The following is a 22,988-nucleotide window of genomic DNA, read 5'->3' on the forward strand; positions in this document are numbered from 1 at the left end:
CCGGCAGCACACCACAATCTTCACCGAGCCAGGTCCTCGATCACAAGTTCGATGGATTGTGGCTCGGCGCCTTCCTTTGTCTGCACTCTCAAGACGCTGCCGGTGTTCAGCACGCCCTCGAGCACCGTCCGCTCCCCCACTATGATCTTGATCACCTTGGGACTGGCCGCCTCGATATTCAGGCTGTTGCTGGTTTCGTGATCAACGGTTTGGGCCATGGTGGAGCCTCCGGTTCGTGTGAAGATAGGCGGCCTAACTTCGCTCGGGCAGGCTTGTTCCTTTTCTTCGGTGAAGACCGCTGGTTGCTTCCGCTAATCGCCCGAAGCAATTCTCATATTAGGGTCTTCACGGCGGAGCGGATTGCCTGGGAAGCGCCGCAAGGAGGGTCGCCGTATCGCACACCTGCAACTGCGTCGAAAAACGGCCGGACAGCAGCTTCAACGCCGCATCGTGCGTCGCATCCCTTCCACTACAAAGCGCGTCTTCGACCAGAATGACGTAAAAACCCTGGTCTATCGCTCCCAGAACGGTGGCGAGAACGCAGACATCTGTTTCGCCGCCGGTAATCACCAGTGTTGAAACCCGTTCCTCCCGCAGGATGTCGCCAAGGCCTCCATGCTGCCAGGGTGAGTACACGCTTTTACGAAAGATACGGGCGGGTGGTATGTAGGGCGATAGCGCTGGTATCACACCCATCAGTTCCGGGGCCAGCGACTGCTGCGTCATCATCGGCCATTTTTCATAATAAGCCCGCCATGCGCCGGGGGCCTCTTCTACGGTTTTCGGCGGCATAAAACAGGTGAAGATGCAGCGGGCAGGGTCCGCCTGAACCACGGCCTCCACCTCTTTGCTGATGCGGTCCATCCATTCCACATGCCACGGCGTATCCTCGGCAAAGACACGCTGCATATCGACGCACAGGTGCCGCCAGTCTCCCACGGGTGAAAACTCGATCAATTCCTCCTCCCTATCCGCCGGTCTCAGTGTGAGGAGCGGCAACGGGTTTCGATTCCGGCGACCCGCGGAAGCGCAGGAAGATGGAGAGAACGACGAGAACCGCGGTCGAAAGAAACTCCGATTGCCAGTTCTGAAAGGATTCAAACCAGAATTCCGCACGTCCCAGATGCTCAAACAGCGTTGTCTCGGGCTCACCGTGCATGGCGGCTTCCACTGCCCCTGCGTCCGCGCTGTATTTCAGATGGAGAACAAAACTGACGATGAAAAGGAAGAACAGCGCCAATCCCAGAGAATAGGAATAAAGGGTGCGGATAAATCCCCCTACTTTCACCGTCCAGGCCGCCTCGGGATCATCTGCTTTTTGTGCGGGATCTTCGTCCTGGGATGCAGCTCTATCGGGGTTTTTGGATTCCGACGAGGCTCTCTGAAAAAGAAAAGCGGTCAGCATGACATATGCCGACATCTGGAGAAATTCGCTCTCCCAGTTTTCGAACAGGGCGGAAAGAAAATGGCCGCTCTTTGCGTAGGAAAGAAGCGTCAGGGGCATCGCCTGATGCTGCGCAAGCTCCTCGTTGTAAACGACCCAGCCGGTCGCAAGCATGCCACCGATCGTCAAAAGGGAAGTCAGGACAAGGACAATCGTCAATCCATTGTCGCGAAACAGCCTCATGGTTCAGCCTCGCATGAAAGAGACAACTGTAAAATTGGACGCGCCGCCGGTATCGGCGGCACGTCCGCGTGACGGCTCATGCCGCCTTGGATTTAGCCTTCACGTTGGCGCGTGCCTGGGCAAGCGAAGAGAGGGCCGTATCCGTTGCGCTTTCTTCGCCCAGCGTCTGCTCGAACAATTTGGCCGCTTCCTTCATGCCGAGTTCGACCGCCCATGTCTTCAAGGTGCCATAACGGGTGATCTCGTAGTGCTCCACGGCCTGCGCCGAAGCAATCAGCCCGGCATTGAGCGCGGGAGAGCCCTTGAACTCTTCCATGATTTCCTCGCCTTCCGAGATAATGCCCTGGATCGCCTCGCAGGTCTTGCCGCGTGCCGGCTTGCCGAGCAACTCGAAGACATTCTGCAATCGCTCCACGTGGACCTCAGTCTCGTCCCTGTGCTTTTCGAATGCCGCCTTCAACTCCGCTGACTGCGCAGCCCGCGCCATTTTCGGGAGCGCCTTGAGAATCTGGCGTTCCGCGAAATAAATATCCTTCACCGTATCGAGGAAAAGGTCTTCCAATGTCTTCTCAGCCATTTTTAGTCTCCTGTTGCTTGGTGGTGAGTGAGAGTGGGTATTTCACTGCTTATCGACGGGGACGGAGGCCTTGCCGAGTTTGAGCGACGGTTCGCGCGCCCAGACTCGAAGTTTGCCGAGCTCTGACACGAAGGCAGCCAGTCCCCCTTCACCCGGCAATGGCAGCATCCCTTCATCCATGACATCGGCAATTCCCGCTTTTTCCAGTAACGGCAGCGCCGACTGATCGTAGCCAATGAATTTGCAGTGCTGGAACGCATCGGCGACGAAATCCCGCGCAGTTGCCTCCATGATCAGCTCATCGATGGCCGCCGCCGATGTCAGCAGCGCCACCGCATCGAAAAGCACCGAAGGCCCACCATCAATCATGTGATGTGCCTCGACAAAGGTGGCGTCCGACGCCGTTACACCGCCGACCTTGGGCGCGATAAGCTCGAAGACAGCTTTTTCTGCCTCGACCGCTTTGGTCAGCCCCTTCAGCAGCTTGGCGTCTACGCCGTCGGTAATGAGAATGCCGAGCTTACGACCCTCGAACCGTTTTGGTCCCCGTTGAACGATGCTGAGCGCCGGCGACGGCTCCAGATCCTGACGGGTTGGCATGGCGGCATCCGCCGGTTTCGGCATGGCTTGCAGGCCGAGCTTCTGCGCCACCGTCGCGGCAAGCGTTTCGTCAATATTGAGAAGATGCGCGACCATCCTCTCACGAATGACGGGAGTTTCTACCTTGCTGAGTTCGAAGGTGAGCGCCGATGCGATATGACGTTGTTCAGGTGGCGTCTGGCTGATGTAGAACTGGCGGGCCTGGCTATAGTGATCAGCGAAACTTTCCGGCCGCAACCTTGCCTTGGCGCCCTGCTCCTCAGCAGGGAAATGCCGGAATCCACGCGGCGGCGATTCCCTTGGCCCTTCCCCGAAGGAATTGGGCTGATAATTCGCCCGTCCGGTCGGATTGTGCATCGCCATATGGCCATCCTGCTGGAAATGCGCGAAAGGACACTTTGGCGCATTGATGGGTAAATGCGTGAAGTTCGGCCCGCCGAGACGCTTCAGCTGCGTATCGAGATAGGAAAAATTCCTGCCCTGCAGCAGCGGATCATTGCTGAAATCGATGCCCGGCGGCACGTTCTGCGTCATGAACGCCACCTGTTCGGTTTCGGCAAAGAAGTTGTCCGGCATACGGTCAAGGACAAGCCGGCCGACCGGTTTCGGCGCCAATATCTCCTCGGGAATGATTTTGGTGGGGTCGAGAACGTCGAAATCGAAGCTGTCGGCGAAATCCTGGTCGAAAAGCTGAACCTGCAGCTCCCATTCCGGAAAGTTACCCGACTGGATTGCGGTCCAGAGATCTCGCCGGTGAAAATCGGGATCGGCGCCGTTGATCTTGACCGCCTCGTTCCACGCCACCGACTGCAATCCGAGCTTCGGCTTCCAGTGAAACTTCACGAAGGTCGATTGCTCCTTCGCGTTGATGAAGCGGAAGGTGTGGACCCCAAAACCTTCCATGAACCGGAAGGAGCGTGGAATGGTCCGATCCGACATGATCCACATGACCATGTTCATGCTTTCAGGCGTGAGACTGATGAAATCCCAGAAGGTGTCATGCGCGGTTTGCGCCTGCGGAAAGGCGCGGTCGGGCTCCTGCTTGGCGGCATGAATGAGGTCCGGAAACTTGATCGCGTCCTGAATGAAGAAGACGGGGATGTTGTTGCCGACGAGGTCCCAGTTGCCCTCCCTCGTGTAGAGCTTCACGGCAAAACCGCGTACATCCCGCGCAAGGTCGGCCGACCCCTTGTTGCCGGCGACGGTCGAGAACCGCACGAAGGCCGGGGTCTTTTCACCCGCCCGCTGAAACAGATCGGCCTTGGTATGGGCGGCAAGGGAGTCGTAAGTCTCGAAATAGCCGTGTGCGCCGTAACCGCGGGCGTGAACCACGCGCTCGGGAATTCTCTCGTGATCGAAATGGAAGATCTTCTCGCGAAAATGGAAATCATCCACGACAAGCGGCCCGCGAGAACCGACCCGAAGGGAATTCTGGTCGTCTGCAACCGGCCCGCCCTGCGCGGTCGTTAGCACGGGCTCGTCGCCGGTCGCGGTCTGGTGCAGTTCTCCGCCATCCCCCCGAACAAGCTTCTGATCGTGAATGGTGGCGGTGGCAGATGATGAGGTGGAATCTGGTTTTTTGGCCATGTCAGCTCCTGCAAGGCGTTGACCGGGGGCGATCGCAAGACCATGCCCCCGGCTGACGGGTGAGTTCGTCAAATTGCTGAGCGGCGGTACCGGTTACGCTCCTGCTCAACGTCTTCCGGCGCAAAGGGTCTCGACGCCTCGTCGAAGCCCGTCCAGCCCTGTTCGCGATAGGCTGCGCGGCGTTCCGCAGGGTCCACCCAGCCCTGCCGCTTGAGCACGGCCTCGGCCTCCGGCACCAGATTATCTTCGACGCGGGCGGTTACCAGCGTACCGCCCCTGCGAACCCCTTCGGCGTAGAGATTGGCATCCTCTTCAGAAACGCCCGAGCGAGTCATGGCTCCGATAAGCCCGCCGGCAGCGCCACCGGCGACAGCGCCGCCCGCTGCCCCGACTGCCGTTGCGGCAAGCCAGCCCGCCGCAACCACCGGCCCCACGCCCGGGATGGCCATCAATCCAAGCCCCGTAAGCAGACCGCCGGCGCCACCGACAAGCGCACCGATGCCAGCACCTGTGCCTGCGCCCTCCGCTGCGTTGGAATCGGAGTCCTCTCCATGCCGCCTGTCGGCGTTGCTGGCCACGATGCTAATGTCGCTTGACGGCACGCCCGCTCTTTCCAGTTCGGAAACGGCGGCACTTGCATCATCATAGTCGTCGAAAAGTCCGGTTACGGTTCTCATGTCACTTCTCCCAAAATCCTGCGCGCCTCACTTGGCCACGACGTTGCCCTGATAATCGAGCGCTATGGCCACGGTCTTGCCGCCTTTCACGCCCGATGCCATCCACACACCCTTGTCGTCCTTCGTCAGGTCCTTGACCTGCGTGTAACCGGCCTCTTCCATTCTCTGTTTGGCCTGCGCTTCAGTGAAGCTATTGGCGCCCTCCACCGGAGCCGTCGGATTATTGGCACTCGGTGTCGCAACAGCCGGCATATCGCCACCCGGATTGGCGGTTGGCATCTGCTGGGCGAAAGCCGACAGCGCACCGCCGCCTAAGAGCAACGTAACGAATACAGTTTTCTTCATTTGGATTTTTCCTCCGCTAGGATCATGGATTGCGACCCTCCCTTTCGGGAGTTTCCTCCGAGACGGAAAATCCATCTCGGGCCGGCATGAACGCCTCTCGAACAAACCGACATGCAGAGAGTTCCGAAAATAATTATCGGCGAGGGAGAATGTCGCCTCACACGAAGGTCGCCTTATCTCGACGCCGAACGGGGTATGGCTGAGGAGTAGCAGCCGTTTTATGCCACGTCCTTGGCGGAAAAGCCGGCAGTGCCGTCCTGATAACGTCAGTCCTTGTCGCCCGGATATTGACTGTTCTTAAGGAGCCGAGCCAGATGCACCGTGTTGCGCACAAGCATGCTGACCATGGTTTTAACGGCGTCCGGCGTTTCATCGAGATCGATGAAATTCTTCGAACCCATTGCTTCTCCCACCCAGTAGGCAACCGCATTTGTGGGAATAGTGAAGCCGACATCAATCAGGGCCTGGAAAAGTTCCGCCGAAACATGGTGAGCACCGTCTTCATTTCCGACGACCGCCACCGCGGCGACTTTCCCATAGGAAACCATACGCCCCTGCTCGTCGGTCTCGTCCAGAAACTCAAGCGCAATCGCCGTGCCCAGAGCGAGCCGCCGGCACAACATCCCGATGCAGCGAGCGTCAGCGCAGCACCGAGGATAGGCGTCGAGAGCGGCCGGTGCTGAGGAGCCGCCATACGCGGTTGCTCGGCCTTTCGGTTAAGCGCAGTCCCTCGCCAACGTTCTTGCGGCGCGCAAACACGACAGTGAAACCTTGTCGGTGCAGATTAACGAGGGCGACGTGCTTCGCACAATCGATGAGTTCGCCAGGACGAGATCACATTCATCGATGGTAGCCCCGAGCTAATCTCGCCTGCTCTTCAGCCGCATTGACGGTCACGTTCCCAAGCTCTGACCCGCACCCGACGCAGCGGGCCGAATGTGATGTTTCAAGTGGCCTTTTCGAATACATCTGCCTCACTCTGGGTCGTGAAGGTGAACGTGACCTGTTCGCTGTCATCGTCCTGTCGGAGACCCATTGCAGTTACAATCAAACGCGCGATCTCGTCCTGTGCTTCAAGTCCCGAGCGGTACGACCCCACCGCCTTCTCGATGGCGGGACCGAATACCTCGCTGATTACACCGAGGCGCATATTGTATTTCATGATGATGTCGCGGTCCTCGATGATCGCTGCCTGTTCGGCCTTTGGGATGCCGGCGTTCTCCATGGCAGTTATTGTTGCGTTGGTCGCGAGCTTGATCGGCCCTTCTTCCAGCCACCGATCAACCATCTCATGGAACTGGCGCATCCGCTCGGCAGGAATTGTTCTCTGTACACTGATCGACATCCGGATTCCTTTATCAGCTTTCATGCGAATACACTTTTTGCTTCGCTTCAGCTGCGACGCGCTACCCTGATAGTCAAACCACGTCGGCAATTCCAGATGGAGTCCACGCAGAACCGGTTTGTCAAGAAGGTCGCATCGGGTTAAGCGATCCATTAGCGAGAAGATGCATCGTTCGCTCTACAAGGAAAACTTCAGGCCTTTCTTCCTACAGCACTCCCTTGAGGACCCTGCGCGAGCTGTTCGTAAACTTAAGACCTGTGTTGGTCGACCCTAATTGAGCCGTGGTCTTCGAAGACCCCAATGGCTCCACGCTGTTGCAAGACGTACCGACTTTCAGCAAGAATTTCCCGATACCTCTGGACCTTTGCGGCGCCCATCCTGCACAAATCGATCCTCGATGGATTTGCTGACTGGACTGGAAAAGTTGCTTCGTTTTCCAGAAGGTCCAGCAGAAGATTACGCATGACCGCATTTGCCTCTCGCAGATTCGCCAGTTCGATAACCTTTCCGCTCGATTAAAACCGCCTTGCGATGGCCTTGTCGATTTCGCTTTCGACAAGCAGAGCCTCGGCGGCGAAATACCGACAGGCAGAGAACGTTGCCGCGAGCGCGCACAACGCGAAAATAACGGAGATCATTTCGACCTCCAGGTTATCACCTGAAATCGATACTCTGCCGCCGATTTTCAATATGGATTCGGGTCACTCAGCTGAAAAATCACTTGCCGCTGAGACCAGCAACTTGTGAATTCCGAAGACGGCCCTCACTCCGAGGCTGTAACCCTCAGGCGGTCCGCCGTCCGACGTTTCGTGATCTCGTCACCATGAAAGGTAGGTCGCTTTTTTCACAGGGTATGCGAAAGGCTCACCGTTCTCTACGACGAAACCCTTGCTATACATGCAGCTGCGCACCTGGGCGGAGCCATAGGCACCTACATAGAAACCCACGTCGCCATATGATGGGTAACGTTCGATACTGCATCTGTCGAGGGCTGCCTGATAGGCCATCTCCAGTACACGGTTACCCGTCACCGGAACGGTGCCGTAAAGATGCAATTGGGTCCGCGCTTCCGCCGCTGCCGCAGTAAAGGTAACGCTTAGAACCACGCTTAAAGCCAGCTTGAGTCTCATGACGTGCCTCCAAAGAAATTATTGTGACGAGCAACGGGAATTTTGTCCCGTTTGTTCCCTCAATCAGAAGTTTCTCTACATACTGGTGGGGGCGGCTTCCGTGACGTCCCGGCCGGAAGTCTATGCCACCTTCCATTCCGCGAAGGGTCGACCCAGGCCCGCGGCCACGATCGATGCTGCGTGATAACAACAGAACGTTCCGTAACGCTGGAGGGAGAGCCTCGCGAAATCGCTGAAGGCACCATCTTATCGACGACCTTGGGTCCGATTGCCTACCGAAGGAACCCATCCCGGTCGAACTCTCCCCATCCATGAAGGTCGGCTGCGCCTTCGTCGGCCTTATGACCCGCATTGTCTCCCGGTGTCATCTTCTTTTTGAGCGATCGAGCCAGCCGCCTCTGATAGGCCGCTTTCTGTCGTTTCTCTGCCTTCGCCTCCGCATCCTCCACCCGCCACTCTTCCACGACCCCGCGATCGAGGAGGTCCTCGACCACCTTTGGATCGAAGACATGGAAGGTGATCCGCCGGGCACGGCCGTTCAGCCGCACGGTTCTTGTCCCGGCGCTCTTGAGACGCCCATCCGCGAGCCAGCGATGTCGCTCGCTCGTCTTGATGGCGAGGATGTCCTGTATCTCTCGCGGGATCACCGGAAGAGTTTCGGCTTCCATCATCACGCCGGCCACGACCCTCGCAGCTGCGTCGAACGCGTTTTTGTCGCGGGCTGGCATCGCGAGCGTGATCTCGTTGCCCTCCAGGCTAATCGCTTTCTTCAAAGCCGCCGTCAGTCGGGCCTGCATTTCCTGCAGAATGCCTTTCGCTCGAACGGACGACCCGAGCGTCATCGCAGGCGACAACACCCACGTTCTGATCAGTTCGATATCGCTCTTCTCGAGTTTCCGCATCTCTCCTAGATAGTGCCGATCTCTTTTCGTTCAACGAGGTGAACTGTTCGGCGACCGTAGATTCAAACCATCCTACGATTAGCGGAAACGCCCTGCTTAGCGAGCATGGCTCTCCGGTTAAAAACGACGAGCCTTCCGGCCAGCATGTGCTCAAGCGGCCATCGCGATATCAGCGATGATTTGCCTTGTTGTCATAACACAGCGCAGCCGCCTCGACCTTATCGCCGTTGGCTGCTGCCCATGAGCACAGGGCCTCAAACGGTTGCCGCAGCGAATGGCCCAGCGGGGTGATCGCATATTCCACACCCACAGGCTGGGTCGGCAGGACAGTCCTCGTCACAAGACCGTTCCGCTCAAGCCTCTTTAGAGCATCGGCCAAAGCCTTGTGGGTGATGCCGTCGAGACGGCGCTTGATCTCGTTGAAGCGCGAGGGCCTGGGACAAATCACCGTCAGAATCAGGATTGTCCATTTGTCCGCGATCTTGTCGAGCACGGGGCGAACCTGCGCCATGTCTCTAAGGGCGCACTGAGAGAGCGCTTCAAGGTCGGTATACTCGTCCATATCTAGGCTACTTAAGGTGCGTAATTGATACCAGATATCTAACGTATATCATGCAGAGACCATCAATTGAAAGGACTTACGATGGCTCGGATGAGTAACAAGGTTGCCCTGATTGTCGGGGGCGCCAAGGGTATCGGCTTGGCAATTGCAGAGCGGCTTTCGGCCGAAGGAGCGATGGTCTTCATCACCAGTCGCCGAAGCAAAGATGCCGAAAAGGCGGCAACTGCCATCGGTCATGGTGCGGTCGGCATTGTCGCCGATGCCGCGCTTCCCGAAGATATGCGGGAGGCGGTCGAAAAAGTGAGACGGGAACACGGCCGTATCGACGCGCTGGTCTTGAATGCCGGTCTTTCTGAGCCCGCCCAGATCACGGAGATAACGCCTGAACACTTTGACCGCCACTTCGACGTCAACGTTCGAGGAATGGTCTTCGGGTTCCAGGCGGCTCTGCCGGCGATGAGGCAAGGCGGCTCGGTCGTCCTTGTCGGATCAATTGCCGATAGCGGCGGTTACACTTCCTATGGGACATATGCTGCGACCAAGGCAGCGGTGCGTTCCTATGCACGAACCTGGACGGCAGAACTGGCATCCAAAGGTATACGCGTTAACGTCGTCGCACCCGGTCCAACCGATACGGAAATGATGGCTGCGGTGCAGCCAGACATGCGCGCGGCGATTGTCGCTCCGATCCCGATGGGACGAATGGCGCGCCCCGCCGAAGTGGCTGCAGCAGCCTTGTTCCTGTTGAGCGATGAGGCGAGTTACATCGTCGGTGCCGAACTGTGCGTCGATGGTGGCCTGCGGCAGGTCTGAGCCAGAATTCGAAACGCTGTGCCCGATCTTGAATGGTCGGGTACAGCAAACACTCGACAGAAAAATCCACGGATCGCAATTTCGCTGATTACAGACCCGCCTCAGCCATCCATTGCGCTGCATCTGCACCTGCCGGTATACGCAGTGGCGCAGACGGATCGGTGGCAGCCTTCCAGATCGCTTCGGCGACGTCGCGCGCGTGGGTTACGGGGCCCTTGTCGTCCTGAACATTCCTGACGAACTGCTGCAGAAGAGGCGTATAGTCCGCATCGTCCATGCCGCGCAGGTGTGGGCGGGCACTGGCGCCGAAACTCGTTTCCGGCGAACGTCCGGGCAAAACGATGTGGACGCGAACGCCGAAGGGCTCCATTTCAATCGCAAGAGACTCGCTGAGCGCATTCACCGCGGCTTTGCTGGCGCGATAAACCCCGATGACCGGCAGCGGTTTCAGTGTCACCGATGACGTAACGTTGATAATGACGCCGGCCCTGCGACGACGCATTTGCGGGGCGATGGACTGGATCATCGCCAGAGTGCCTATCGTGTTCGTCTGAAAGAGTGCCTGTGCGGTCTGGGATGCAGTCAGTTCGACAGGAGATGGTGCTCCGAAGCCGGCGTTATTGACGAGCACATCGATTTGACCCGTTGCCTTCGCAAGCTGTGAGATGCTGTCCGGGACGGTGACATCGAGTGCTAGAACACGCAGACGCCCGGACGCAGGGAGTAAGCTCTCGTCGGGCGTTCTCATCGTCGCGATCACGTCCCAGCCTTTTTCGAGGAACAGTTTTGCAGTTCCCAGGCCAAAACCCGAGGAACAACCGGTTATCAGAATTGCGGGCATTATTTTCTCCATAAGTGGCTGTGTCATTATGGTAGCGACCCGAAATAAGACTTTATATATTCTCACGTCCTCATTTCTTTAGTAATAGTCCCGATATGACAAGAGACCCGCTCACCGAGATCGTCACACTCCTGCAACCCGCCGCCCGGGCGTCGAAACTGGTGGAGTGCGCCGGTGCATGGCGTATACGTCGTGAGGGCACCGGCGAGCCGTTTTATTGTGCCATCATGGAAGGGCAATGCCGGGTCACTTTCGGTGGCAGACAAACGTTTATCCTGCAGGCCGGAGACTTCATTCTCGCGCCTGCTATGCGCGATATCATCAATGAAAGCTCCAACGCCACAGCCGACTTGCCGGCGACGGTTCCTACGAAGATCAATGAGGGACATTTTCGTGTGGGACCACATGACGGCCAACCCGCACTACGAATGCGTATCGGACATTGCAGCTTCGGCACACCGGATGCGGCCCTGCTCGTTTCCCTGTTGCCGGACGTGATTCTGGTTCGGGACAAACCCCGACTTGCGACGTTGATGCAGTTGATCGACGAAGAGACGCAGGAACGGCGCGCAGCGCGCGAACCCGTTCTTGAACGACTTATTGAGGTGCTGTTGATCGAGGCACTACGGTCCTCAACCGACATCAATTCGGCACAGGGCCTTGGCAGAGGGCTTGGTGATGAGCGCCTTTCGGCGGCACTTCGGGCTATGCATGACCGTCCCGGCCATCCCTGGACCGTCGTTGATCTGGCGAAAGAGGCGGCACTCTCCCGTTCGGCATTTTTTGCGCGCTTCAGCCGAATAGTCGGAGTTGCGCCGATGGAATACCTGCTGACATGGCGTATGGCGTTGGCAAGGCAGCTCTTGCGGAGCGGTGATCTCGCAATCGAGGACGTAGCCGAACGGGTCGGATATGGATCAGCAAGTACGTTCAGCGTGGCTTTTGCCCGACGCACCGGCATCCCACCTGCTAGATACGCCCGTATGGCAGCACAGAACGGCGAGGCAGGAGAAAACCGGTTGATACGGCCACTGACAGAATTATAATAATGCAGCTGACCTATCGGTGATTTCGTTCCTGGCCCGCCTGCTGAACGGCTTCCAAAACTTCGATACCGGCAACTCCAAGCGCCATCAGTCGATTGTGTTCCGCCTCGGGCGCCGCGTAGGATTTACCATCGACTTCGATCAATCGATTTCAATTCCTGACCTTGATGCAACTCCTGTTTGCCCTGATAAGCTTGTCGCCTTTAAATATGTGAAGAACATCGGTAACGGAGGAGCGCCTGACGCCAAGCATGACAGCGAGATTCTGCAGGGCTTCGACCACGAAGAGATTTTCCTCCCCGGGGATGCCAAGAATTTTTTTCTACGCCCTCATTCTCAAGGGCCCGAACGAACAGTTCCGCGCCAGTCATGTCCAATCTCCAAAGTCACCGAGCCTTAGACGCGGTTTCAAGACACACAATTTTGTGGAGATCTCACTTGAGGAGGCTTTTGACTTCCTCGATTGCGACGTAGGCGCAATCTTCGTCCAAGCCGCCGTCCGTCGCGCCCGCAACGCCAAGTGCGCCGATCGTCTCGTCGCCGGCTTTGATAGGAACACCCCCGGAAACAAAGTAACCTGAAGTATCTGTGAATGCTGCCTCATGCGGGCTGTCGATGAAGTTCTCCACCATCGCGCTTGTGGGGCTGTGCAACGATACCGAGGTGACTGCCTTCTGCACAGACGTGTTGATCGTGCGTGGATCGGCTTTCTCATAGCGTATCAGGGCGAGGAGGGCTCCAAATCGATCTGTCACCGCCGCCGACACGTTGTAACCGTCTACCGCACAAGCCGCGACGGCCATCTCAGCGATTTTGACCGCAAGCCTCGCTCTGAGGCCGGTTTCATGCTCAGTGTCGTGGCCAAGTACAGAATGGCGCCAAGCGCACCTATGGCGGTGGCCAGTAATAAGGTCTTCTTGTGGGATCTCTTTAGATATCGACCGCTGAGCGGCACCGTTGCGGCAAATTACGTCGTCGTAAGAACCACCTGGGTTATCGCGACGACGATGAATTCCCGAAATGCAAGACGTCCGCAGCCCGCACTCCCGCCATAGCGGTGAGCCTGCAGATAAAATGCCTCAGGTTAGGGAGCAGCGAGAGATCAAAGCGACCCGCTATCCGAAGCATTATCGCCGAGCTTCTTTCTATCGGCTGCCAATCGAGAATGAAGTTGATCGATTGCGCGTTGGAAGACGGCGGGATCGTCGAGTGCCCGGGAGAGGACGATCGCTCCCTGGATGGCGAGAACGGCGTCCTCCGAGAGGAGGCGTGCCTGCTCAGCGTCACGGCCTTGCCGGACGAGCGCTGCTTGCAGAGCGTCCACCCAAGCGACGAAGTAACCTCGGATGGCTTGGGCGAATAGGTCTCGGGTATTGGTACCAGCCAAAGCGCCGACGAGACAGACGCGCCTGCCCGACCTGAAGTATTTCGCGGTTTCATCGAGCATCGCCGTGATCGCGGCATCGGCATCGTCTCCGTCTCGCAGTGGAGAATAGACGGAATCTTCAAACCATTGCTCGATTTCGACGAGCACGGCCTGGAGCATTTCCTCCTTCCCATTCGGGAAGAAGTGGTAGAGGCTGCCCTTGCCAAGACCAGTGGCCTTGCCGATCAGGGCAAGGCTCGCACCTTCGTATCCATGCTCGCGAAAAACTTCGGCCAGGGCGGTGATGGCGTCGGATCTTTCAGCGACCATGCGGGCCATGATTAGAGACCCAGATCGCTGAGGCTGGCGTGGCCGTCCGGACGACGGCCGAGCGGCCAATGGAACAAGCGGTCGCTTTCAGCAATCGGCATTTCGTTGATGCATGCGTGGCGGTGCGCCATCAGGCCGTCCTCTGCGAATTCCCAGTTCTCGTTACCATATGCACGGAACCATTGACCACTGTCATCGCGATATTCGTAGGCGTAACGCACAGCGATGCGGTTGCCGGTGAACGCCCAGAGCTCCTTGATGAGGCGATATTCATGCTCCTTGTTCCACTTGCGCTCCAGAAAAGCCTGGGCTTCTTCGCGGTTGGTGGCGAATTCGACGCGGTTCCGCCAGCGGGTGTCCAATGTGTAAGCCAAAGCGACCTTGGCGGCGTCGCGGCTGTTCCAGCCGTCTTCGGCGAGACGGACTTTTTCGATAGCAGTTTCGCGTGTGAAAGGGGGGAGCGGAGGACGTGACATGTTGGTTTTCCTTTGTAAATCGTTGGGCTGTACTGTTTGGTAAACTCTTTACTGATTGGTAAAGTAGCTACGGCGATTTTGGGTGTCAACGATTTTTTGAGGCGGAACGAATTTTTCCCGACGGCCTTTTCCTGTCGCGTACCGAGGGCGCCGATGTCTAAATTGGCCAGACAAGAGCTGGCAGAGCGTGCGGCCGCGCGCTGGTTTATTTTCGGCAAACCTCAGCCGCCTTAGGCATGCGCCGCTCGATAGCACCACGCGCGGTGGACGGGGGTTTTGGTGCCGAAAGGGGTGAAGACCTAAGAAGACACTGTCCGTGCGACCAACACATTTCTGCGGAAATTGCATCGTCATCGGACACAAAAGTAGAAATCGAAAGGTAGATGGGGGCAAACTCCGCATCTGTGCGGATTGTACCAACCGGATAGCATCGCTCCATGATCTGACGAACCACATCGCGCTTAAGCGCTTCGCCAGGGTGCTCTTCGAGCCGCAATTAGAAGAGAAAGTTTCTAAAAATTCAGTCTTCTCCGCCTTGATGAAAGTCGCACCTTCGGCCCCTCTATTTGTCATGAATTGAGAGGCAAGGGATCGGTGACTTCTCCTAGAATCGAAAGGTATCGTTGATAGCTGAACACCCGGCCACGCTTGCGGCCGGTAACCTCATCAACGATGCCCAATCGCTTTAGGTCGGCGAGTGCGGCGTTGACCGTTGGCGCGGACAAACCCGTCACCTGAACAATCTGGTTTGCTGTGTGAAAAGGATCCTGCTGGAAAAGCGTTAATACGAAGGGTCGACCCTGCTCTACCACTCTCCATGGTGATCCGCTCGCGATCTTCCTTGAAAAGATCGACGATCTGAATAGCTGCCTCAAACGCTTGATTGGCCGTGTCGGCGACGCCGGCTAGGAAAGTCCAGCCAAGCTTCCCAGTTTCCATGCTCACGGACCTCTTGTAATAACCGATAGTATTCTCTCCGATGGGACTTCAGATAAAGGCTGAGGAAGCAACATCCCGCCATGCGCTACGATACCAACCGGTCAATGGGCACGTTTGATGCTTCCGCCCCACTCCTCGCTTGGGGCGTAGCAAACTTGCTCACCTATACACAGTTGCCACTACCCCGCTGATCGGATGGACTATAGCCGTTGCCTCATCAAGGAACTTGCGTCTGATTGCAGCCGTATGTGGTTCTGGGGTCCGGCGCGGTCTGCCTACGACCGCCGTCACCCCATGTGCTGGCGATTAATATCGCGCTCCCCTCGCGCGGCTCGTGCGGGTCCGGTTGCTGCGTACGACGCGGAACAACATTCTCAAGGCGAGAGGATCGCTGCTGAAGAGGCAAGGCGTTCCAGTTTGCCCAGCGTTTGCTGACCCAGCTCCACGGCGCCGAAACCCTTCGCTTGCTGGAACTCAGCTTCCGTGCTGAACACCATGCCCAGCACAACTTTTGTCCCGCCATCCTGATCTTCGAAGGAGGCCCAGGCGTCTGCATGTTTCGGCCCGTTTTCGCCCCACAGCAGCGTATAGGCAAGCCGCTCTTCGGGCCGGATCTCGACATAGCGATGATGGTTCGGGAACACAGTGCCGTCAGGGCCGATCATGTCAAAGACCCATTCCCCGCCGGTTCGCAGGTCAATTCTCTTCGTGCGGCAGGAAAACCCTTCAGGGCCCCACCATTGCGGTAGCGTCTTCTCGTTCATCCAGGTTTTCCAGACGATGTTGCGCGGCGCCTTTATCACTCGTTCCAGGACCATGGTTCGCCCGGCCACGCTGGCCAGATTGTTGAGACCGGCGCTGAAACCTTGTTGATAACCATCGCGCATATCCTCGGCCAGCGAGGAAAGCTGCACCGTTACGGTCAAGCGGCTACGCTCTTCCGCAGCCTGAAAATCGGCGGTCAACAGCGCTGCCGATTGCGTTACGCCGCCGGATGAAACCACCTCGTAATTCACGCTGCGGCGGGTTGGCTGCAGCTCCAGCCAGCCGCACTCACAGCGAATATCAGGCTGGCCGGCGACCTTGCAGAGCGACACTTCGCGACCGCCCAGCCTGCTGTCCGCCTCCAAGAATTCCACTGTGACCGACGGCGAGGGAGAGGCCCACACCGCCCGAGCGGCGGGTGACAGCCAGACCTGCCAGAGAGCCGATAACGGAACGGCAATTTCCCGTTCGAAGCTGAGCGTTGCAAAACGGTCTTGCGGCTGATGCGGTTCAGCGTGTGCGCTTTTTTGACCTGATTTCGTTGTCATTCTGAATCCTCCTTCATGGCCTGCATTGCAAATGCCTCCAGCCGGTCAAGCCGGCTCTCCCACACGGCCCGTTGCTCATCGAGCCATGTGCTTACCGGCTCCAGCGCTTCGGGCACGATGGCGCAGGTGCGCACCCGCCCATCCTTGGAGGTGATGATCAGCCCTGCCTCCTCCAGCACGGAAAGATGCCGCATCACCGTGGGCAGACGCAGCCCCGTGGGTGCGGACAACTCCATGACCGGTGCCGGCCCGCCGCCGAGGCGCGCAAGGATCGCCCGTCGCGTCGGATCGGCCAGAGCCTGGAAGATCAGTGAAAGTTCCTGATGATGCTTAGTCATGCTGCTAACTATCATGCTTCATCGTGACGGGGCAAGGGAAAACTTAGCAAGTTAACTAAGCTTTATCGCGAGGAATGGTCCTTGGGATGAAATGCCGATGCGTCTCCCGGCCGTTTCATTTGCGTAACCGGGCCTTTCCCCCTTCAAGCGCCTTGCGCTCGGCAACGGGCAGCGGATGCAACTGGAGCGCCGGAAACAGGCCATCAAAAGTTGCAGAAAAAGATTGACTCTCGCTGCCGCCTGAGTGAGCTTCGCCGGGAAAAGACGGGGAAAACATCAAATCATCATGTCACCAGAACGCTTTAATCAATGCCTGCGGGTGATCCGCTGGACGCCGATCAATATTGCGTCCGCGCTGCAATGCGAACTTTCATGGATTGAGGCGCTGGAAGCGGGCAACGAGGAGGTTCCCGCTGGCCTGGCGACATGGCTTGAAACGCTGGCGCAGGCCCATGAGGCTCTTCCGCCTCCGTCCACCTACAGAGGAAAACGGTCGACATTCTGATACGGCCGGTAGTTTTCAGCCCTTACCCACGATTGGATTATCCGAAATGAAATATGTCATAGCAGTTCTTGGCCTGATCACCTTCTCAAGCCCTGCCCTCGCCGCATCCTGCGAGAGGAACTTCACTGTCTCAGGCGTACCGATGGTGACGGCCGTCTCTTACAAGTCCTGGAAGGAACTGCCGAAGGCGAAGGCGCCTGCCGTGCTTCAAAAGCTGGCTCAGGCCGTGGCGGCGGAAGGTTTTTCAGGCATCCAGATCAACAAGGCGCTGTCTTCCATCGATGCGCACCAGGAGACCAGCGGCAGCGGCAGAATTCAGACGCTGCGGGTCGTGGCCCGGCAGAAGGGCGCCGCGGTGCGGATTGATGCTGTATTCAACATTCAGGCAGGACAGATCGCGGACAAGAACGTCATCCGCGAGGGCATCTGCAATATCATCAATGGCGCGTGACGCACGGTGATGAACTGCCGCTTCGCAGTCTTGATGCCGGTGCACACCAACATCGAGTAATGACGGCTGAGCGAGTGCGGCGCATCTGTGGCGTAGCGTGCCGGCTGGCGCGGCGCGGGCATATGCGGGTTCATGCCGTTGATGGCGATGCTTATGGTATGGCAGGCAACCCCGGAATCTGCGATGGCTGCAGACAGGGATAGTGTCCGCAGCCGGAAGCAGGCTGTGAATCGACGGGGAAAATATGCCTATCTATGAACTGGCTGCAGTGGGCGCCGCGACGTGCTGGGCGATAACCGGGCTTCTTGCCGCGGGTCCGGCGGGGCGGCTTGGCGCGCTCGCGTTCAACAGGACGCGGCAGCTTTTTGTCGCCGCTTTGCTCGGGGTCTATGTGCTCGCGTCAGGCTCCTGGCGGGAGCTTCAGCCCGAAGCATTGTCGTCGCTTCTCCTGTCCGGCTTCATCGGCATTTTTGTTGGCGACACGCTGCTCTTCACCTGCCTCAACCGGCTGGGGCCGCGCCGTTCGGGAATCCTGTTTGCGCTGAATGCCCCGATCGCCGCGCTGCTGGCATGGGTGGTGCTTGGCGAGCAGCTTCCCACAAGGGCCATTGCCGGCATAGGCCTGACACTCAGCGGCGTGCTGCTGGCAATCCTCTTCGGCAAACGTAAGGCCCAGCTGCATGAATGGGAGAGCGTTAAGGGGCCTCTGTGGCTTGGCGTGCTCTTCGGCCTTCTGGCGGCGCTCAGCCAGGCGATCGGCTCACTCATCGCACGGCCCGTGATGGCGACCGGGATCGATCCTCTTGCCGCTTCCATGCTGCGTGTCGGGGTGGCCGCCCTTTGCCTCACCGCGTTGACCATGCTGCCCATCGAAGCTGTCAGGCCCAGAGGCCCGATGACCAGAAGCCTGTTCCTGCAGACAGCGTTCACGGGCATCATCGCCCTGGCTTTCGGCATGACGCTGCTTCTCTTTGCCCTTTCCGGCGGCAAGGTCGGCATCGTCTCGACACTGTCGGCGACGACGCCGGTGATTATCCTGCCGCTTCTTTGGCTGAGAACACGGGAAATGCCGGCGCCCGGCGCATGGGCCGGCGCCGCCCTTGTCGTTGCCGGTATGGCGCTCATGTTCTGGAGATAGCTTCAACCCGATGGGGTACGGTTGCGGAAACACATCATCCGCGTCGAGACATTTCACGCCAAGATTCAGAGAGCACGGCCCCTTGCTAAGCAACTTTTGCGTGCTTAAAAGGCCCAGAATATCAGTTCGTTAGAGAGGACTCACTTCGTGGAACAGGAAAACATCCAGACCGGCAAGGGTCGAGGCAAGGCGCTTTGGGCGGCGGTTGCGATTATTGCCGTTGCTGCCGCAGGCGTCATTGGCGGCAAGGCCTTCTACGAAGCAAAGGTGAAAGAACTTGTTGCCCGCAGCGGTGCGACGGCCACTTCCATCGAGGTCGATTTTCTCGGAAAAATTCATGTTCGCAATCTGACGTTGCCGCTTGAAGATGGCAAGAATATCAAGATCGCGGCTATCGACGGACGTCCGAAACTTCCGTTTCTGGACGGCGCGCTTGATATGAAGACCATCGATATCGATGTGCCGACCGGAAAGATTTCGATGGCGCAGGCCCGCGTCGAGAATGCCGCATTCGAAAAGCCGGCACAAGCTGAAGAAAACGGCAGCTCCCTGCCCCGGCGCATCGAGCGCTTCGCGGCGACAAACATCTCCACGCCGGAGGTGACGTTTACCCAGTCCGTCGCGACCACCGAGCAAAAGACCGTTTACAGGAACCTTGCTTTCTCTGAGATCACCGGCGGTCGCATTGCCCGATACTCTATCGACAATGGCAGCTACGACATCAAGATGCAGCTTCCCGACAGCGAAGGCGCGATAAAGGACAAGCATATGGTTGTGTCGACCGGCGCAATCGCCGGCGAGAACATCGATGTCGCTTATCTCGCCCGGCTCTATACCGAAAAGGCCGGCCCGGACGACAAGGAAGCGAAGCCGCTCTACGGGCCGCTCTCCGTCAAGGCTGTCTCCTTTTCTGACGGAGACGGTCATTTCAGCTACGATGAAATCCGCAGCGACGGCTTTACCGCCCGGATGCCAGCCGAGCCGCTACTGGAGACCCTGAAAGTACTGACAACGACCCAAAATCCTGACGAGCTTTCACCGGAAGCGCGCCAGGCGCTTTTCTCAAAGGTCGTCTCAATTCTCGACATGGTCGGCAAAAGCGACATGCAGCTCATCGGCTTCAAGGTCGACGCTCCGGATGAACCGCAAGGGGCGGCTGGCAAAAGGGTCAAGGCCACCATCGACCGTATCGACATGCAGATCGACAGCCGCAAGCTCGACTTCGGCTTGAATGGCATGTCGATCGGCGACGACGATGGCAAGATCGAAGTCGCGGAAGCAAGCCTCACGGGCTTTGACTGGAGTTCGACGATCAAGGGAATTTCCGAGATCATCGCGCTCGACGAGACGCAGATCGAGACCTTTCAGTTTAACCGCCTGATACCGGAACTTGGCCGGGTGCGCGTCGGCGGCATCAACGTCGACATGGCCGCGCCGGAAAAGCCGGAGGAAGAAACGACGGGAACGTCTGAGCGTATCAAGTTCTCACTCAAAAATTTCGAGATGGGGCTGACCAAGCCCTTCAACGGCATCCCCACCGATATCGAGATCAGGCAGGACGAACTCACGCTTCCGATCCCCGCGGACTCGCAGGAGGAAGTTTTCGTCGAAGCCCGCAAACTGGGTCTTGAAACGCTCGCCTTCTCTTATGGCCTTGCGGCCGGCTGGGACGAACCGAACAGCAATCTGGTGATCCGCGACATCTCGCTAAGCAGCAAGGACTTCGGCAGCGTCAATTTTGCCGGTCTAGTAAGCGGCTTTACCGAAGAGTTCTTCTCCTTCGACGTCAATCGCGCGCAGGCGGCGCTCTTCGGGCTAGCCGGCCGCGAAGTGAAGCTCACGATCAAGGACGAAGGTTTGATGGCGAAGGCGATCAAGCTTTATGCCCTGAAGAACGACATGACGGAAGATCAGGTACGCGCCACTCTGACTCTGGTGGCGAGCATGATGCTGCCGCAGGTGGCCGCTGAACAGCCCAAGCTGCAAAACGCCGTGGAAGCGCTCGTGCAGTTCATCAGCAAACCCGGGACCCTGACGGTCACGGTCAAATCCACCGGCGCAAACGGCCTCGGCATTTTCGATCTGGTTGCCGCCTCTGATAATCCGATGGGTCTTCTCGACAAGGTCGACATTCAGGCGACGGCCGAATAAATCGGGCGACCTCTGCCCCTTCAGTGGCTGCACAAGCGTAGCTAGTGCAGCCACTCGCAACTATAGGCGAGGATCGGCTCGGCAAAGCCTTTCAGCCTGTAACGATCGCCGTGCACGAGGACATCGGCGCCGCCATATTCCTGAAAAGTCTTGTCCGATATCAGGATCTGGTCGCTCCCGGCGGCGGCACAAAGCCTTGCCGCCAATTGCACTGTAGTCCCGAAGAAATCATTGCTGTCCTCGACAGGCTCCCCGCAATCCAGACCGATACGGATGTGAATGGGCTCGCCCTCGCTGTTGTAGCGATGGAACTCGCGCTGGATATCGATGGCGCAATCCACGGCGAATGGCGTGGAGGAGAACACGGCCATTATGCCATCGCCGGTGTGCTTGACTTCCCGCCCCGAGCGCCGCCCCAGACAACCGCGCACGAGGGCATCGTGTGCCCGGATAAGTTCCGCCGCCATGCGATCCCCGCGGCGGGCCGTCATTTCGGTTGAACCGACAATGTCCGTGAAAAGGATCGCGCGGTGGCCGGGGTCCATATTTCTCGAGGCGGCCCCAGGCGCCACCGGATCCTGTATTCGCCCCAGAAACGCTTCCACGGCCGACAGGGCGACTTCCACTACCTCGCTGGCGACGAACCCGTGCGCTTCCCGATGCACGCACTGCGCGGTTTCGGCGTCCGGAGCGTCCATAAGGCAAAAGGCCGTACCGCGCCTTTCATCGAACGAGTAGGTCAAGAACCTGACGCCGTACCGATCCTGGATGTTAAGATCTTTAAGATGTGCTGCGGCGATATCCGCAGCCGAAACGCCGGCAAGCTCGTGCCGGTCCATGAAGATAGGCATTATGCCGTAAGCTGGATTATGCCGCATGGCCGATTCTCGAGGCTAAGGCCCTTGCTATCGGCCATGCGACGGTTCGGCATAATCAGAGCGATTCTAGGAAAGCGAGCAGTTCATCGTTGGGTCGATACCGCCCGGGATGGACTTCCGGTCTAGTGATCTGAGAGAGCGCCTTTTCCTTCAATCGCATGTCGGCGTGGATGTAGATCTGGGTCGTCTCCACGGATTCGTGCCCCAGCCAGAGCGCGATCACGGATTGATCGACGCCATGATGGAGCAGTTCCATCGCCGTGCTGTGTCAAGGTGTGCGGTGTAACCCGTTTACTTGCGAGGCTCGAACACGTTCGGAATGCCGTATGGCAATGCTTACGCACCAGATGTTCCAGCGCATCACGACTGAGCCGTTCGCCCCGGATAGAAGGGAATACGGGACTGTCGCTGTCACGGCGCTCGCCAATCCAGCCCTGGATCAGCTTTGCCGTGTCGCGGCGAAGCGGCGTACTGCGTTCTTTTCGCCCCTTGCCGACGCAACGGATGTGCGCGCCCGTACCAAGAACCACATCCTTGCAACGCAAGCTGATCAGCTCGGATGCACGCAATCCGGTTTGAAGCGCGAGCAACAGCAGGGCGTGATCACGCCGCCCTACCCATGTCGTCCGGTCCGGCGCGGCCAGCAGGGCCGCAATTTCCTCTGCGTCGAGGAACGTCACGCTTCGCTTCACGTATCGCTTGCTTGGCATCGAGAGAATGCGCTGGCAAAGGAGAAGCCAGGTCGGATCGGCCATCGCGACGTATCGAAAGAACGAGCGGATGGCGGCGAGACGCGTGTTGCGGGTTCTCGCCGTGTTACCGCGCGCGGTCTCCACGTGGGTCAGGAAGTCGCAGACAAGGTCGACGTCGAGATCTTCGATCGTCAGCTTCGTAGGCGGCTTTCCATGCCGTGAACCCGCGTAGCGGATCAGCAGGCGGAACGTATCCCGATAGCCAGCGATAGTGTGGGGGCTTGCCTCCATCTGTGTGCAGAGCCGGTCAGTGAAGAAGCGTTGGACGAGCGCGGGGAAGTTGGTCGCCTTCATAGCTC

Annotated in this window: 28 protein-coding genes and 3 pseudogenes; 8 read left to right on the top strand and 23 right to left on the bottom strand. The window is 58.2% G+C overall.

Translation table 11 applies throughout. The features are described from left to right. Positions 1 to 20 precede the first annotated feature (20 nt). The 3 genes from AGR1_RS15165 to AGR1_RS15175 form a co-directional block, all read right to left on the bottom strand. A complete protein-coding gene (locus AGR1_RS15165; protein ID WP_149147413.1) occupies positions 21 to 218 on the bottom strand; it encodes a hypothetical protein in 198 nt (65 codons plus the stop codon). 127 nt (positions 219 to 345) lie between these two features. Continuing rightward, entirely contained in the window at positions 346 to 957 is a 612-nt protein-coding gene (locus AGR1_RS15170) for an isochorismatase family cysteine hydrolase (protein WP_187772194.1), read from the bottom strand. A 10-nt stretch (positions 958 to 967) separates the two neighbouring features. Next, positions 968 to 1,573 (bottom strand): DUF6766 family protein, encoded by a 606-nt coding sequence (locus AGR1_RS15175; RefSeq protein ID WP_348640589.1) that lies wholly within the window; start codon positions 1,571 to 1,573, stop codon positions 968 to 970. On the opposite strand from AGR1_RS15175, the gene AGR1_RS29880 reads away from it, so the two are divergent. Then, complete coding sequence (locus AGR1_RS29880) at positions 1,466 to 1,699, top strand: hypothetical protein (RefSeq protein WP_246669687.1); 234 nt, start codon at positions 1,466 to 1,468, stop codon at positions 1,697 to 1,699. The genes AGR1_RS15175 and AGR1_RS29880 overlap by 108 nt on opposite strands. 4 nt (positions 1,700 to 1,703) lie before the next feature. Here AGR1_RS29880 and AGR1_RS15180 read toward each other — a convergent pair whose 3' ends face one another. From AGR1_RS15180 to AGR1_RS15225, 10 genes and pseudogenes are all read right to left on the bottom strand, one after another. After that, a complete protein-coding gene (locus AGR1_RS15180) occupies positions 1,704 to 2,204 on the bottom strand; it encodes a ferritin-like domain-containing protein (RefSeq protein WP_149147414.1) in 501 nt (166 codons plus the stop codon). Between the two features lie 42 nt (positions 2,205 to 2,246). Then, entirely contained in the window at positions 2,247 to 4,391 is a 2,145-nt protein-coding gene (gene catE, locus AGR1_RS15185; protein WP_149147415.1) for a catalase C, read from the bottom strand. 68 nt (positions 4,392 to 4,459) lie between these two features. Continuing rightward, positions 4,460 to 5,068, bottom strand: coding sequence for a general stress protein (locus AGR1_RS15190; RefSeq protein ID WP_149147416.1), 609 nt, complete (start codon positions 5,066 to 5,068; stop codon positions 4,460 to 4,462). 27 nt (positions 5,069 to 5,095) lie between these two features. Next, complete coding sequence (locus AGR1_RS15195) at positions 5,096 to 5,413, bottom strand: PepSY domain-containing protein (RefSeq protein ID WP_149147417.1); 318 nt, start codon at positions 5,411 to 5,413, stop codon at positions 5,096 to 5,098. A gap of 266 nt (positions 5,414 to 5,679) precedes the next feature. After that, a pseudogene (locus AGR1_RS15200) lies at positions 5,680 to 5,991 on the bottom strand (NADPH-dependent oxidoreductase); the annotation flags it as partial. A 368-nt stretch (positions 5,992 to 6,359) separates the two neighbouring features. Further along, the gene (locus tag AGR1_RS15205; RefSeq protein ID WP_149147418.1) at positions 6,360 to 6,782 is read right to left on the bottom strand and encodes a hypothetical protein; all 423 of its coding nucleotides are present in this window, start codon (positions 6,780 to 6,782) and stop codon (positions 6,360 to 6,362) included. Positions 6,783 to 7,273: 491 nt separating this feature from the next. Continuing rightward, entirely contained in the window at positions 7,274 to 7,396 is a 123-nt protein-coding gene (locus tag AGR1_RS30110) for a hypothetical protein (RefSeq protein ID WP_281406430.1), read from the bottom strand. A gap of 180 nt (positions 7,397 to 7,576) precedes the next feature. Continuing rightward, a complete protein-coding gene (locus AGR1_RS15215) occupies positions 7,577 to 7,888 on the bottom strand; it encodes a hypothetical protein (RefSeq protein WP_149147419.1) in 312 nt (103 codons plus the stop codon). A 272-nt stretch (positions 7,889 to 8,160) separates the two neighbouring features. Next, on the bottom strand, positions 8,161 to 8,790 hold the full coding sequence (locus AGR1_RS15220; RefSeq protein ID WP_149147420.1) for a hypothetical protein: 630 nt from the start codon (positions 8,788 to 8,790) through the stop codon (positions 8,161 to 8,163). A gap of 169 nt (positions 8,791 to 8,959) precedes the next feature. Continuing rightward, positions 8,960 to 9,352 (bottom strand): helix-turn-helix domain-containing protein, encoded by a 393-nt coding sequence (locus AGR1_RS15225; protein ID WP_149147421.1) that lies wholly within the window; start codon positions 9,350 to 9,352, stop codon positions 8,960 to 8,962. 81 nt (positions 9,353 to 9,433) lie between these two features. Between AGR1_RS15225 and AGR1_RS15230 the strand changes: the two genes are divergently transcribed. Continuing rightward, entirely contained in the window at positions 9,434 to 10,165 is a 732-nt protein-coding gene (locus AGR1_RS15230) for an SDR family oxidoreductase (RefSeq protein ID WP_149147422.1), read from the top strand. Between the two features lie 88 nt (positions 10,166 to 10,253). Here the strand turns inward: AGR1_RS15230 and AGR1_RS15235 are convergent, their stop codons facing one another. Further along, positions 10,254 to 11,006: an SDR family oxidoreductase gene (locus tag AGR1_RS15235; protein WP_149147423.1), complete on the bottom strand. Its 753-nt coding sequence runs from the start codon at positions 11,004 to 11,006 to the stop codon at positions 10,254 to 10,256. A gap of 95 nt (positions 11,007 to 11,101) precedes the next feature. On the opposite strand from AGR1_RS15235, the gene AGR1_RS15240 reads away from it, so the two are divergent. Further along, positions 11,102 to 12,052 carry an AraC family transcriptional regulator gene (locus tag AGR1_RS15240; protein WP_149147424.1) on the top strand — a complete coding sequence of 317 codons (951 nt, stop codon included), beginning with the start codon at positions 11,102 to 11,104 and terminating at the stop codon, positions 12,050 to 12,052. Between the two features lie 19 nt (positions 12,053 to 12,071). Then, a complete protein-coding gene (locus tag AGR1_RS15245; protein ID WP_149147425.1) occupies positions 12,072 to 12,452 on the top strand; it encodes a hypothetical protein in 381 nt (126 codons plus the stop codon). 34 nt (positions 12,453 to 12,486) lie between these two features. On the opposite strand, the gene AGR1_RS15250 is transcribed toward AGR1_RS15245, so the two are convergent. The 7 genes and pseudogenes from AGR1_RS15250 to AGR1_RS29595 all read right to left on the bottom strand — a co-directional run bounded on the left by AGR1_RS15250 (position 12,487) and on the right by AGR1_RS29595 (position 17,091). Beyond that, complete coding sequence (locus AGR1_RS15250) at positions 12,487 to 13,128, bottom strand: heme-binding protein (protein WP_348640590.1); 642 nt, start codon at positions 13,126 to 13,128, stop codon at positions 12,487 to 12,489. A 26-nt stretch (positions 13,129 to 13,154) separates the two neighbouring features. Further along, positions 13,155 to 13,757 (bottom strand): TetR/AcrR family transcriptional regulator, encoded by a 603-nt coding sequence (locus tag AGR1_RS15255; protein ID WP_149147427.1) that lies wholly within the window; start codon positions 13,755 to 13,757, stop codon positions 13,155 to 13,157. Positions 13,758 to 13,759: 2 nt separating this feature from the next. Further along, positions 13,760 to 14,224, bottom strand: coding sequence for a DUF1348 family protein (locus tag AGR1_RS15260; protein WP_077984391.1), 465 nt, complete (start codon positions 14,222 to 14,224; stop codon positions 13,760 to 13,762). A 569-nt stretch (positions 14,225 to 14,793) separates the two neighbouring features. After that, positions 14,794 to 15,230 (bottom strand): annotated as a pseudogene (locus AGR1_RS30160) (winged helix-turn-helix transcriptional regulator); the annotation flags it as partial. Positions 15,231 to 15,537: 307 nt separating this feature from the next. Continuing rightward, positions 15,538 to 16,476, bottom strand: coding sequence for an SRPBCC family protein (locus AGR1_RS15270; protein ID WP_149147428.1), 939 nt, complete (start codon positions 16,474 to 16,476; stop codon positions 15,538 to 15,540). Then, a complete protein-coding gene (locus AGR1_RS15275; protein WP_020009926.1) occupies positions 16,473 to 16,814 on the bottom strand; it encodes a metalloregulator ArsR/SmtB family transcription factor in 342 nt (113 codons plus the stop codon). Before AGR1_RS15275 ends, AGR1_RS15270 begins: the two co-directional genes overlap by 4 nt. A 115-nt stretch (positions 16,815 to 16,929) precedes the next feature. Beyond that, positions 16,930 to 17,091 carry a hypothetical protein gene (locus AGR1_RS29595; protein ID WP_187772196.1) on the bottom strand — a complete coding sequence of 54 codons (162 nt, stop codon included), beginning with the start codon at positions 17,089 to 17,091 and terminating at the stop codon, positions 16,930 to 16,932. A gap of 9 nt (positions 17,092 to 17,100) precedes the next feature. Between AGR1_RS29595 and AGR1_RS15280 the strand changes: the two genes are divergently transcribed. The 4 genes from AGR1_RS15280 (at position 17,101) to AGR1_RS15295 (ending at position 21,059) form a co-directional block, all read left to right on the top strand. After that, positions 17,101 to 17,319 carry a hypothetical protein gene (locus tag AGR1_RS15280; RefSeq protein ID WP_003505772.1) on the top strand — a complete coding sequence of 73 codons (219 nt, stop codon included), beginning with the start codon at positions 17,101 to 17,103 and terminating at the stop codon, positions 17,317 to 17,319. 46 nt (positions 17,320 to 17,365) lie between these two features. Further along, entirely contained in the window at positions 17,366 to 17,770 is a 405-nt protein-coding gene (locus AGR1_RS15285) for a hypothetical protein (RefSeq protein WP_149147430.1), read from the top strand. Between the two features lie 244 nt (positions 17,771 to 18,014). Further along, positions 18,015 to 18,908 carry a DMT family transporter gene (locus tag AGR1_RS15290; protein WP_137412126.1) on the top strand — a complete coding sequence of 298 codons (894 nt, stop codon included), beginning with the start codon at positions 18,015 to 18,017 and terminating at the stop codon, positions 18,906 to 18,908. A gap of 147 nt (positions 18,909 to 19,055) precedes the next feature. Beyond that, positions 19,056 to 21,059 (top strand): hypothetical protein, encoded by a 2,004-nt coding sequence (locus tag AGR1_RS15295; RefSeq protein ID WP_149147431.1) that lies wholly within the window; start codon positions 19,056 to 19,058, stop codon positions 21,057 to 21,059. A gap of 41 nt (positions 21,060 to 21,100) precedes the next feature. Here the strand turns inward: AGR1_RS15295 and AGR1_RS15300 are convergent, their stop codons facing one another. Together AGR1_RS15300 and AGR1_RS15305 are read right to left on the bottom strand one after the other, a co-directional pair. Further along, positions 21,101 to 21,910 carry a nickel-binding protein gene (locus tag AGR1_RS15300; protein ID WP_149147432.1) on the bottom strand — a complete coding sequence of 270 codons (810 nt, stop codon included), beginning with the start codon at positions 21,908 to 21,910 and terminating at the stop codon, positions 21,101 to 21,103. Between the two features lie 82 nt (positions 21,911 to 21,992). Further along, positions 21,993 to 22,983, bottom strand: a pseudogene (locus tag AGR1_RS15305) (tyrosine-type recombinase/integrase). Between the last annotated feature and the right edge of the window lie 5 nt (positions 22,984 to 22,988).

Origin of the sequence: Agrobacterium sp. B1(2019) (assembly GCF_008274755.1) — a bacterium.
GTDB lineage: Bacteria > Pseudomonadota > Alphaproteobacteria > Rhizobiales > Rhizobiaceae > Agrobacterium > Agrobacterium salinitolerans.